Source organism: Citrobacter sp. 50677481, from assembly GCF_001463265.1.
GTDB lineage: Bacteria > Pseudomonadota > Gammaproteobacteria > Enterobacterales > Enterobacteriaceae > Citrobacter_A > Citrobacter_A sedlakii.
On the sequence record NZ_LNHZ01000079.1, the window covers coordinates 1 to 11,961 of the forward strand.

The window sequence follows — 11,961 nt, forward strand, 5'->3', positions numbered from 1 at the left end:
GTTGCAAAAACGGGAGTGACCATAGATTCCGTTTTCTGAGACGACCCCTACAATACCGACACCGATGGCTGTTACGGCGACCTTACGCAGGTCTTCACCGATAGCTCCCAGAGTCTTCTTGTCAGGAGAGAAAAGACGCACAAACCACGTCTTAATACGCAAAAACTTTTTCATGATTACCTCCATAGTTGAAGAGGAGGCGAATCATGCCTGAGAGGGCATGAACACCCCCTCAGGGTTAAAGTTTTAGGCAGACAAAGCTGTTGGCTTCGCCTTGTTCATCTTCATTGAGTTAATGATCTTCGTCGCTTCATCAGCAAACGGGCCAGTAACTTGGATAGGCTCCCTTCTTGCGAAGGAGGCTGTCACCATCATTCTCTGGCCGTGCATCAGATGACGATACCGAGACCGCATAAGCTCAACGTAGGCCGCAGAGTCCCCCTCCCACCCCTCAGGGGGAGAGAAGGGGCACACCGCGTCGTTACCAGGCGTTGTATCAACCTTCGAGACATCAATGACGGCCATACTCAGCTCTCCTTCTCGCAATGAAATCGCGCAGGTAGCGAGCATTCGGGAAACCGAGGCTTCCCTGACTCATCAGGACATCGTTCCAGTCAATCCCTTTCGCTCTGGGCGGGATCGGGAGCTTAGGCAGCAGGACGTACACACGAATGCCGCGCTTCTCCAGCTTGGCTTTCAGCACGTTCGCTGACTTCTCCCCAGTCACAGACTTATCTTTGTCAGCCCAGATCAGTACGGTGTGAACACCTTCTGGAACCTCGAAGGACTCCATTAGGGTGGCATTGACCGTTGACCAAACCGGGATTTGAGTGACTCGATAAGCTGACAGAGCTGTTTCCAGCCCTTCTGCAACACCCAGGATACCCTCAGTCGGTTCACCGAGGCGGATGGCCGCGCCATTGACATCCAAACCGTCAGGAATGGGCATCATCTTTTTGGCGTTGCCGACCTTGGCTTTTTTACCGTTTTGGGTGAGATAGGTGCGGTGGAGCGTTACCAGGTTGCCTTCCACATCTCGGATAGCGCAGACGATAGCCGGGAATTTCCCAACTTCATTGCCATCTTCGTCGTAGTAGGCCATAGCCGGATTGAACCGCAGACAGTCTGTTTTTTCTACTTCATCAACTTTGAACAGCAGCTCGCGGTTTTTGAAGTACAGACGCATTGGCTCAGTCACATGACTGGAGAACGGCAAACACTCGTTCCATACCTTCTCGATTTTCTCACGGAGACGAGCACTGTAAGCGCGTTCGCGCTCCATTCTCTTCTCCATTTCTTCTTGGAGCTCAAGCAACCAAGGCTTAGGTTGTTCACGAAACATCGGAACAACTTTCGGCTTATTTTCGCTGCTTTGCTCTTCCGGTTGTGTGGCCGCAGGTTGTACTTGCGGTGCCGGAGTTTCTACCTTGCGGTTGACCACAGGGGCCGACTCAACATGGTGACTCACCGGCTCAACACCACCGTTCGAGCGAGCGCGGAACTGCGTTACCGTAGCGCCGCGACGTTCCACCAGCCAGGTGTTGCGATGCGTTTGCATAGGTTGTTCTCTCACAACATTCCCCTGCTCGTCCTTAACTTCAACGACGACAGTTACAGGCTCGCGCCCGAGGTTTGTCATGACGATCTCATCCCCATACTTGGCTTCACTTTCACCAATGGCTCTTTCAAGATCCACGCCCCAGATGGTGCGTTCCAAACCGCTCTTGTCACGGATGAAGGCAAAGTAGCTGAGCTCGTTGTCTTCGTTATGCTCATAAGGAGCTTTACCGTGGGCAATCAGAGTACCGGCAATGGATTTTTTACGATTCTTGGAATCGAGAACCTTGTTATTCACCTTCATAGGCTCTTGCTGAACAGGCGCTTTGGCCTGGACAGGAGCTCGTGTCGGTGCAGCGGCTTGTTGATACTGGGGTTGCTCTTTCTCAACGCCCAGATAATCACCAACCTCGCTCAGGCACTGTTTAAAGTCCCAGTTATTGAGCCACATCAGCAGCTCAAAACCATCATGATTGGCACCGCATGTATTGCATACGCCGCCACCAGTCAGGTGGGCATCCTTGAACAGTCGGAAGCCATCTTTCCCGCCGTGGATAGGACAAGAAACATGACGACCAGGTTTACGGAGAGCTGGTTCAAGATGGGGCGCTAGGGCCGCCAGGATGAATAGCCAGTTTCCGTTTGCAGCTTCACGAACGGTGTCAGCTTTGTAGTAAGACATAGGTTTTCTCCTTAGCGTGAACCCCAGCATCGAGGCTTCCTTAAACCCCCGTCGCCAGGGTTTTAAGGAAACCCCGACACCGGGAGAATGTGCCAAGGAGGCTCCCCAGCCGGGGAGTTCTCCCCGGCGAGGGGTTTAAAAAGGTCGCCCCCGAAACGGAGGCGAATTTTGTGAATATCACAAGCACAAATGAGCGCCCTCTTCCGAGGCCATCATGATTGTGACATCTGCGGTTACAGGATCTGACTTAATCACAACCTCAGTGGGTTTGAAAAAGCCATCTACAGTGGGCATGGGGTAATAAAGACGAATCTTTCCCCAATTCTTGTTGTCGGTAAAAGCGACCTTTGTTTGAGCAACACAAAGCTGCAAAAACATGAAAAGGAAGTCTTCTACCGAGTGCTTACCATCTGCACCAAATACTCCATCGACAATTGCCGGGGTCACTGCCACATTGGTCAGGAAACCAGCTTGTTTACCGATGGAAGATTGGTCCACCAGCAGACCATCATTGATGGCTTGTTGACGGATTTGGGCGAGGTCCAATTTAGCTACTTGGTTCATAAGGTGTACTCCAAAGTTAATGGGTACACCTACCCCGTGCGGGGAAGTGTACCCGCATGGGTTATTGAAAGGTCACGGCCAAAGCCGAGCTTTAAGGTTCCGAGTTTTACGCTGGCTGAATGCGCCAAAGAACGGTCGGAGGAAACGAGTCAGCGACACGCTTCACATTCGCGTAAAGAGTGTCCGTAAAGACACGCTCTAAGCGACGACCACCTTGACGATAAACCAACTTAAAGTCTTGGAATTTGTTCATGGATACCTCCAGAAATAACGGGAGGTATCTCCAGCAGGAGATAGACTCCCGCAGGGATTAATAAATTAACGTTAATTTGCTGTTTGTTTTTGGCGACCAGCTATCGCACTTTTCGCTCTCCGAAGAGAACAAAATCTGCTTACTGATGGTATTCACCATGAGTAAGAAGACTTGGGAAGTAAAGCAGGGGTTTCCCCCTGCCTTGTTATGCCGCTTTGAGGTGGCGAGAGAAAAAGTCCCTGGTTTGCTGGATAGCTCCCCGGAGAAGTTCTCGTCTGTAGCCAGCGTAGCTCTTGTCATCACTGGCAACGGTCAAGCCGTGCAGACTCTCTTCACCCAGGACAATCTCGTTTTCACGAGAGAGTACCTCAACACGTAGGCCAAGCACTCGCTCTTTCCCTTCCAGGATAGAACAAATTGTTTGGTCTCTTACTTCGTCATCCCAGTGGCCCATATCGAAATCCCGCTCAGGGAGTTCAGTAACACGCACCAGGTAGTTTTCAGTGGCCCGTTCCCAAACCACTTCATCTTCGCATGGAGAGGCCTCGATCAGCGAGTACCCGTCCGCTTCGAGCTTCTTGGAAAGACTTTTTACATCATCCGCCAGCTCCAGCACAAAGCGTTCCCAGAGGTCTTGCCAGCGCTCGACCATATCCTGGTTAATCCCTTCAATGCCGGTGCCAATCATGGAATCATCATCAGGGAAGATCCCTGTGAAGTCCACGTTGTCGTCGATGTTCATGCAGTTCCAATGGCTGTAGTGATGCCCGTGACTATTCCGAGTAATGGACAGGTCACAGGAACCATATTCGCGGAGGACAGAAAGCATATTCTCAATGTCTTTCTGTGCCATCAGGTTCTGTTGTGGTCAAGTTTTTTTGGACACGCCGATCAGATGGTAGGGTTATGCACAGGCGGGCAACTGGGCGGCAGGGCTGGCCAGCGTTTCGTACTGTGCGGGTGATCGGTAGCCAAGTTTTGAATGCAATCGGGTACTGTTATAAAAGTTAACGATGTAGTCGGTGATGTCTTGTTTGGCTTCTGTATGGTTGGCATACCGAGTCTGCCAGACACGCTCCATTTTCAAATTCAGAAAGAACCGCTCCATCACGGCATTGTCCCAGCAATTACCCTTGCGGCTCATGCTGAGTACCAGACCATGGTTTTCAAGTAATTGCCGGTGTTCAGCACTGGCATATTGACTGCCCCGGTCCGAATGAACCAATAAACCCGGTGCCGGTTGGCGAACCGAAATAGCCATGCTCAACGCATCGCACACCAGCTGTGCAGGCATGGTCGGTGCCATGGACCAACCCACGATGCGACGTGAATACAGATCCAGCACAGCGGCCAGATATAGCCAACCGCTGTCGGTCCGAATGTACGTCACATCGCACACCCAGGCCGTATTGGGTGCTTCAGGCTCAAACTGACGGTTGAGCACGTTCTCTGCCACCGGCAAATGGTGTTTGCTATCGGTGGTATGAGCGAACTTGCGACGCCAACAGGCCTTGAGTCCACAGGCTTTCATCAAGGTACGACAGCGATGACGTCCAACATCATGGCCCTGGGCACGCAGGGCTGCACTCAAACGACGACTGCCATAGGTGCGACCACTGGCAAGAAAAACCGCCTGAGCATGCACGCTGTCCTGGCAAATAGGTTTGGGTGTATTGACTCTGCGACGCGCTGCGTAGTAACCAGAGCGACTGATGTCCAACGCCTGACAGACCTGCTTGATCGGGGCCTGCTTCGCTAACTCAGTGACAACATCGTGGATCACTTTATTTCCCGTGCGAAGAAGGCCGAAGCTTTTTTTAATAATTCATTGTCTGATTTTAGTCGCCTGACTTCGGCTTCCAGTTCTCGAATACGTTGCTGCTCAGCCGTTAACGGTTTACCAATCCCCGGCCTGCCGGCTGACTCGTCATCCAGTTGGTGTACCCAGCGTCGGACCACACTTTCGGTCAGCTTCATTTCGCGGCAGACTTGGCTGACGCTGACGCCTTGCTCGCGCACCATGCGCGCCACCTGTAACTTGAACGCTGGATCAAAGGTTCGGCGATTCTTGGTTGTGTCGGTTGTCTTGTCGGTCATCTCTTCATGTTCCTTGTCGGGGGGAAAACACCCGATCAAAGTGTCCATTTAAATTTGACCACAACATTCTTCACGCGGCTGACAGCATCCACTTGGCCGGGCTCAGTGCTGAATAGGCGATTCATGAGAGCTTTGACGTCATCAACGCTCAAATCCCCGTAGAAGGCTACGCCATCCCCCTGGCAGTATCCGAGACTGTACTCAATCGTCAGATCATCCGGGTATCCACACTTAACCAGTTCGTTTTGAAAATGCTGTTTAATCATTGGTATCTCCTTAATTTCAGAGGGAGACACCATCCCCTCAGGGACCGATGTCCCCCGTGGGGTTAATGTTTGGGTTAAGAAGCCTTGCGGCTTAATTCAGTATCAAATCGAGGACCTTTGAGAACCGCAGTTTTCATAACCTCGAAGTTTCTTGGGTAACGCAGCTTTGAAACTGCGCCAGCTCGGATGTCGGCAGCCTCACTTGGAGAGACTAGCCTTAACCCTTCGCTGGTTTCAGCGTAGAACCAACCGGCATAACGCTCATAGGCATTCTGCTGGTACTGTTCAGTCGCCATATTCTTCCGGATCGCCTCTGTTAAGGCCTCAACAACACCGTCATCTTTCGTGATGATGTTGAAAACATGAGAGACAGTCAGGAAGTTCCCAAAGAAGCAGGCTGCCCCAAGCCAAGGCTGGAACATTTCGCCATTTCGCCCCGTCCTCACCATTGGTTCAAACGGGTATGGGCGATAACAGTGATACTGCTCAAACATCGGGTCAAGAACGTTGTCACCCAGGACATCCAGTAAAGTCTGAATACTGTCCGGGTCTTGGCCTGCCCACTTACTCCCATTGCTGAGAATCAGTGTTTTACCGTCAGTACGCTCCAGAGCTTGTTCAAAGTTAGACATAGTGCATTCCTTTTGGTTAGGACGCACCACACCCTCTCGGGATGATGCGCCCGAGTGGGTTAGTTGAGAAGGCTTAGCCGTCAAGTCCGTAAATTACGGCGGAGCCGGGCTCCATCTCGACAACTTGTGCGCTTCCTTCTTCTATCAGCTCCTGCATGTAACCAGACTCAGCATCCGGATTACGTTCGCAGTGTTCGTCCCAGCGTTTCAAAAGCCCTTCTGTGGCTTGTCCGTGGGTCTCACCAAGGCCGATAAACTCATAGTGTCCTGTGTTTACGATGATCACCACCATAGCTAGTGCTCTCCTACAGGTCACTTGGTACATACAGGTCATCTTTGATGGCAGAAAAATCGACAGGAGACTGGTCCCCATAGGTTCGATTCACGCCACCAGCATCATCGACACTGACAAAAACCGTGCGGAGTAAACCGCTGGGCTTTGCAGGGTAAACGATGCTGACATGCTGACCTTTGTACTGTTCTGACAAAGTGCTTTGAAGCTCATCAACCGAACGGAATTTCCGGTCGCGGCCAAAGTCCTTAATCTTGATGTCGCCAGGGATTGGATTAGTCATCGTTACCCCCTGCCAGCAGTTTATCTACTGAATGGCCGAGTCCGTTACCAAACCATTTGTCCAGAGCGTCGATTTCCGGGAAGTCCGATTTCACCTGAGCAACAACACGTTCCATTTTGCTGAGAGCATCCTGGAACTCAAGGCCATTACCTGCGGCCACCTCAAGTTTGCACTTGATGTAAGCGGAGTAGGTATCACAGGCCTTAACCAGTGATTGTTCATAGCCACCGGGAGCGAAGGCTATGGCGACTGCATCCTGGAGTTCTTCGGGAAGAGTCTGGATGAGTTTGTCCTCTGCGGCCTTTTCCAGTCGTTCAAACTCACGCTGCAAAACAGCGTTTGCTTTCTTGACCGGTGTTACAACATCCGAACAGAGAACCTCGGCTGCATCATGCAACGAAGCATGAGCAAGCATGACTGCCAGATCCACCGACTTCCCTTGCTGAATGGCAATATTGCCAGCCAGGTAGGAAAGCAGGGTAACAACAGCGCTGTGTTCCAACACAGACTCCGGTTGAACAGAGTGCATCAGTGACCAGCGTTTGATCAGGCGTTGGCGCAAGGCCAGAGCTAGAAAGCCGAAATTTGAATTAGACATAGTGCCTCCAAAATTGGTTGGAGGTACACCAAAGCCGACCGGGCCTTGGTGTACCCGGTTGGGTTACTTAGTTATCTCGGGTCAAGCTGCTTAGCTATAGCGAGTAAAAACGGATGGAATGGATGATCTTGCGGGACACCCCCAACAAGCTCACGGGCTAAACCGACTGAGTTTGTAGCCAACACCTCTTTGACGGCCAGAATGATTTCATTGTCGATTTCATCCTGGATCTTTCGTTGTTGGTCCACCAGCCGACTTAACTTGTCTAGGCTCATGCTTCTCTCCTTTGTTTGTGGGAGAGAACCCAGGAGGGGTTTCCTCCCGAGGGGTTAGGTTATTGCTGTTTTGGGCCAGCTACCGTTATAGCCAGCAAGCGCTGACAATGAACAAAGAGTATGACAGCCACCTAAAAGGGTAAAACGCTGTAATTGCCCTTTTGGGGTGCAAAAGAAAAAGCCCTCCCGAAGGAGGGCTTTTTATGCGGCCAAGGACAAGCCTTGCTGTCCTCTTTGCAACTCTGTGTCGTCGCGGCGATGTAAGCGTTGAACCGCCTTGATCATCGTTCTGACATGTCGCTCCAAAGAGGCTGGATGGCGTTTTGACAGTAGGTTGATCCAGTCGAGATAGATAGCAAGCGCGGAACCTTCGGTTAGGGCTGCCTGTATCGCCTCATACTGCCCTACGGCACTCTGGACCACATCATTCATCCACTGGGCGTCAGTATTGTCCAAGAGCTCGCAGAGGGCCGTATAAGCCTTCCTTCTGGTCGCGGCCATGTAACGACGAATGTTGGCGTTTCCGCTCCCCTCTCGCCCTTCCATGACGCTCATACAGAATGCGCTGGAGTAACAAAGCATCGCGTCAGTCACGTAGTTAAACCATCGCTCCTGATGCCGTTTCTGTTCTTCCATTGCTTCCTGGTCAAGTTGCTTCTCGATGAACAACCCCGTCGGAGTACGGTGGTGCAGATGGTACTTGAACGTTAAGTGCAAGTTGACCCACCAGCGTACCGTTGCCAGTCTTCCCTTGATTTTTCGCTTCACCAGATCTTTGTACTTAGCATCGCTAAGCACTTTGACATCCTTGCGCTGTTGGATTCCTTCCATCGTCTGTAGCCCTGTAAGGCCCATCTGGTGGTAGGTTTGACCTCTTTGCATCATACGGTGATACAAAGCGCCTTTTCCTTTCGCAAGCTGGATTGCTCCGAACCGAAGGTAGAACTGCGCTGCACTACCGGGCGTATAATGTCCCTTTAGTACAGACTCCCTTAGTCGCGGGTATTCGTTCCAGATGATGAACGCAGCGGAGTCGGGATCGACTTTCACTTCATCATCTTCTGCGAAGCAAACCACCCTTCTCTTTCCGTCTGCGGTATTGATCACTTGCGCTGCCAACGGGTCATCCCCGCCGTCAAAGTAAGCCATTTCCGCTAACGGATCGGCCAAGCCATCAGAAAGCGAACCATCGCCCCAGCGACCAACCTTCAACCACAATGGCTTCGGAATTGGTGACTGAGGAACGGTTTCACACTGCGGCTCGTCTTCCAGCAAGTCCAGATCACCCATCGACCAAACCCTGTGGTAAATCTCCAGGGCATGGAAAGGCTTATCATTGAAATGATGGAAGGCCCACATGAAGTCGATATGGACTAAAGCCTCTTCCGATATGATCCGGAATTGTGGCTCTGCCATTCGACGGTTCCAGTCGTTATCCTCTGCTTGACCAGTAGCCAGCTTGTATGCCAGCTCATCAGCTCTCTTTTGCTCCATGTAGTCCATGCTGCAACAGACATGAAGCAATCGTTCTAGGAAAACAGGACTGTAAACGTCCGGCTGTATTTTGATGTATCCGCCCTCGTAAATCGTTCGACCTACGGGATGGCGGTCTTCCCATGCGTACCGGCGTTTTGCCAAGTAGCGCTGGATGCGGTTCAGCCCCGACATATAGCCATGCCTTTCAGGGTCCGTGGCAAGCAACGTCTCCATTGACTTATCCAACCCAACAGCCTGGCAAGCCCAGCAACCGAAGCGAGCGCCACAGGCGTCACTGGCCTTCTTCTCTGTTGCCGACCACACGCACTCCCCTGTTGCCGCCTTGTAAAGCTCTGCCGTAGTGACATTGCTCTCCAAGTAACTTGGCAGAGGATATGCTGAGCCCATGCCAGCGGATAGTAAGAACTCCCAGACATCACTCGCCAACCAGTTTTTCACCACATACAGCTCACCCCCATCTTTCGTCTTAATGACGCGATCTGAGCTTCCTCGCTGTTTTGCAATGTTGGCCGCACGAATAGTGCTTTCAGCATCACGACTGCCCAGCAAAAGGCAGACTTTCTGTCGAACCTCTTTGGGAAGCTCTCGCATATAAGCTGCCTTCGCTCTTTTGGCAGAGGTGATTTTTAAATCCTGGCTACACTGGCGGGCCGTGGAGTTGGAAAACGTAGGCAACCCCCTCCCAGTAAGGATTCGGCCCGTCCAACTCTGCGAGATCCCAGGCTTTGCTAGAACGATGGTCAGAGGAAGGTTTTCCTTCGCAATGAAACGCTCCAGCTCGGCCAGTTTCTGATCCGCCAGCCACCTTACCTCTGGGCTTTCGATCAGTGTGTCAGTGTGCAAGATGAAGTGGTGCTGGCTGATGGTCGCCCCACTCCTTACAGCCCGGATCAGGGCCATCAGGAACAGGTGCAAGACCGTTTCAGAATCTTTACCACTGGAATAGCCGATCATCATGGTCCACCCATCAATTAAGGCCGTGTGAATGGACTCAACCGATGACGTGATCAACGATGACAGACTGGTTCCTCTACTGGCATCAACGAAGTTCAAATCCTCGTTATCAGTCAGTTCTGACCAAACAGAATCCCACTTATCCCCACGCAAAAGCACTGGGATGGGTTGTTCTGATAGATCAAAGTTTAATGTTTGTTGCATAGGGCCTCCTGGATTAGCAGGGTGCCCATCCCTTCCGGGAAAGCACCCCGGTAGGGTTAAAATTGAATCCTGGCTATCAGACCTGAACTAGCTGCTACTCGACATCTGGTTGTCTTCGTATTGCTGCTTGGCCTGTTTCACCAGATCAATGTCACCGTCTTGCAGCTTTTGAATATCAAGCTGTAGACGAGCCTTGTGTTTCAACAGTTCAGCGACCGCATTATCAATGTGATCAATGAGCGATTGGTTTTTTTGGATGGTGTAACTGTTGAGTTCATCGAGCAGGGGCCATGCAACACTCGAATGAGTGTTGAGCAATGGGTACTCTGCTTCGATCTCACAAACCACACCGTTTGCTCCTTCTCTGTAATGAGGGAACCCGACACGCAGACCGATACGACGATCCAGCGCTGCATTCACAGTACATTCCAAAGAAGTTCGGTTTGAAAAAACATCGTTGACGTTTTTAGACATGCTATATCTCCGTTCAGTTTATGACGGAGCCCCCCTAACAGGAGGTGCTCCCGTCAGGGTTGATAATTTGCTGTTTGTTTTTGGCAGCCAGCTACCGCACTTGAGCGCCTAAGGCACTTTCCGAAGCACCCTGGGAAACCGAGATGCTTGGGAAAGCGCGGGGTTTCCCCCTGCGCTGATTACCCTTTTTAAGGGGCCGGTACGCCGATTTCTCGGCGCACTCAGGTTGAAGCTACACAGTCAAGAACCAACGTTTCATAGGGACGGTGATGTCTATCATCCCGTTTCCACATGGATTCTGGCCCCAGAATCTGTAGGTCGTCTCATAGAAGTCAAACTCAGACAAGGACTGAATCTGCGCTTCTGAGATCGGCTCAAATGGTCCACCGCAACCGATGTGCATATTGAGCCCATAATCTCGAAGCTCTAGCTCTCCGAGATTTATCGTCTTCCCGCCCACACAAGCAACCAAGTTCTGGTTTCTGACGTCGCCTTCTTTGAACAGCAAAGCTGACTCATCGTAGCTCCCATATTGGTTGGTAAACTTCACAATATGCCCGTGCTTAGGTGAGGTTTGTTCCGACAACTCTTTCAGTAATCGCTTTACGCTTTGAAATCTCGCGTACAGAGCTGGCGTAAACTGCCCAGAGTAGTTCAAGTTTGGGCAGATCATTTCAAGCATCTCATCAGGTACAGATTCAAGCCCCATTTGCGCGGCCAATGGCTTCGCCTTTTTCAGACCTTCCTCAAGCACTCTCTGATTTACAAGTTGTTCTAATGTGTTCATTTGACTCTCCACTTTCGAGAGAGCAATGCAAGCCGTCTCCGGACTTACATTGCCCGTTAACGGCTTTATTGGTTTATCCCAAGAGGTACGGAGCTACGCCAGTCAGGAAGCCCATGACTCCCAACACAGCGCCAACCACGCCCAATTTGATTGACAGTTGGACACTTTGATCCGGATGGTTCCAGAACCACTGCCAGACTTCCCAGCGCCTGGCTCTGCGAACCTCAAGATTTACAGTGTCTTTAAAACGAACACCCAGAGCATCTACCGCATCGTAATCCAGCGCGACCGCCAGCTTTGTGATGGATAAATTCCCAGGGTTGCCCATCGCATACCGGAGAACCTTTGCTTTGGTCTCTGGGTTTACGATCATAACCGGCTCCCTCCTGAAAAAACGGGTCTTGTCTTTTCGCTTGGAATCCATGTTGCGGTTATGGAACCTGGCAATGCAGTGTTGAAGGCCTGAATCCTCGGGAGGTAAAGGCACAACAGTTTCGATTTTCATGATTACTCTCCTTTCGGATAGGCCGGAGCAAAGGCCTTTCG

At 51.4% G+C, this 11,961-nt stretch carries 15 protein-coding genes; all 15 read right to left on the reverse strand.

The window, feature by feature from the left end:
* Window positions 1-246: 246 nt before the first annotated feature.
* The 15 genes from APU02_RS23880 to APU02_RS23955 all read right to left on the reverse strand — a co-directional run bounded on the left by APU02_RS23880 (window position 247) and on the right by APU02_RS23955 (window position 11,920).
* Entirely contained in the window at window positions 247-525 is a 279-nt protein-coding gene (locus APU02_RS23880) for a hypothetical protein (protein WP_000268337.1), read from the reverse strand.
* On the reverse strand, window positions 512-2,239 hold the full coding sequence (locus tag APU02_RS23885) for a toprim domain-containing protein (RefSeq protein WP_000122922.1): 1,728 nt from the start codon (window positions 2,237-2,239) through the stop codon (window positions 512-514). The genes APU02_RS23880 and APU02_RS23885 overlap by 14 nt, the downstream gene beginning before the upstream one ends.
* 177 nt (window positions 2,240-2,416) lie before the next feature.
* Window positions 2,417-2,803 carry a hypothetical protein gene (locus tag APU02_RS23890; protein ID WP_001077336.1) on the reverse strand — a complete coding sequence of 129 codons (387 nt, stop codon included), beginning with the start codon at window positions 2,801-2,803 and terminating at the stop codon, window positions 2,417-2,419.
* A 458-nt stretch (window positions 2,804-3,261) separates the two neighbouring features.
* Window positions 3,262-3,909: an NgrC gene (locus APU02_RS23895; RefSeq protein WP_169006708.1), complete on the reverse strand. Its 648-nt coding sequence runs from the start codon at window positions 3,907-3,909 to the stop codon at window positions 3,262-3,264.
* 51 nt (window positions 3,910-3,960) lie between these two features.
* Window positions 3,961-5,153 (reverse strand): IS3-like element ISKpn18 family transposase gene (locus APU02_RS23900; protein WP_085955245.1). Its coding sequence is split into 2 segments (ribosomal slippage): window positions 3,961-4,877 and window positions 4,877-5,153, totalling 1,194 coding nucleotides; the frame shifts between segments, so codons are not numbered across the junction.
* Between the two features lie 35 nt (window positions 5,154-5,188).
* Window positions 5,189-5,419, reverse strand: a complete 231-nt coding sequence (locus tag APU02_RS23910; RefSeq protein WP_060560592.1) for a hypothetical protein — start codon at window positions 5,417-5,419, stop codon at window positions 5,189-5,191.
* 74 nt (window positions 5,420-5,493) lie between these two features.
* Window positions 5,494-6,051, reverse strand: coding sequence for a hypothetical protein (locus tag APU02_RS23915; protein WP_000064432.1), 558 nt, complete (start codon window positions 6,049-6,051; stop codon window positions 5,494-5,496).
* Between the two features lie 73 nt (window positions 6,052-6,124).
* Window positions 6,125-6,343, reverse strand: a complete 219-nt coding sequence (locus tag APU02_RS23920) for a hypothetical protein (RefSeq protein ID WP_000260293.1) — start codon at window positions 6,341-6,343, stop codon at window positions 6,125-6,127.
* A 13-nt stretch (window positions 6,344-6,356) separates the two neighbouring features.
* Entirely contained in the window at window positions 6,357-6,626 is a 270-nt protein-coding gene (locus APU02_RS23925; RefSeq protein ID WP_000184110.1) for a hypothetical protein, read from the reverse strand.
* Window positions 6,619-7,224, reverse strand: a complete 606-nt coding sequence (gene yfbR, locus APU02_RS23930) for a 5'-deoxynucleotidase (RefSeq protein WP_000071870.1) — start codon at window positions 7,222-7,224, stop codon at window positions 6,619-6,621. Before yfbR ends, APU02_RS23925 begins: the two co-directional genes overlap by 8 nt.
* A 71-nt stretch (window positions 7,225-7,295) precedes the next feature.
* Window positions 7,296-7,499, reverse strand: coding sequence for a hypothetical protein (locus APU02_RS23935; RefSeq protein ID WP_000050847.1), 204 nt, complete (start codon window positions 7,497-7,499; stop codon window positions 7,296-7,298).
* A 201-nt stretch (window positions 7,500-7,700) separates the two neighbouring features.
* Window positions 7,701-10,154 (reverse strand): phosphoadenosine phosphosulfate reductase, encoded by a 2,454-nt coding sequence (locus APU02_RS23940; protein ID WP_001187969.1) that lies wholly within the window; start codon window positions 10,152-10,154, stop codon window positions 7,701-7,703.
* An 87-nt stretch (window positions 10,155-10,241) separates the two neighbouring features.
* Window positions 10,242-10,628, reverse strand: a complete 387-nt coding sequence (locus tag APU02_RS23945; protein WP_000042274.1) for a hypothetical protein — start codon at window positions 10,626-10,628, stop codon at window positions 10,242-10,244.
* A gap of 232 nt (window positions 10,629-10,860) precedes the next feature.
* A complete protein-coding gene (locus APU02_RS23950) occupies window positions 10,861-11,415 on the reverse strand; it encodes a hypothetical protein (RefSeq protein ID WP_001093867.1) in 555 nt (184 codons plus the stop codon).
* 73 nt (window positions 11,416-11,488) lie between these two features.
* The gene (locus APU02_RS23955; RefSeq protein WP_000687894.1) at window positions 11,489-11,920 is read right to left on the reverse strand and encodes a hypothetical protein; all 432 of its coding nucleotides are present in this window, start codon (window positions 11,918-11,920) and stop codon (window positions 11,489-11,491) included.
* Window positions 11,921-11,961 lie beyond the last annotated feature (41 nt).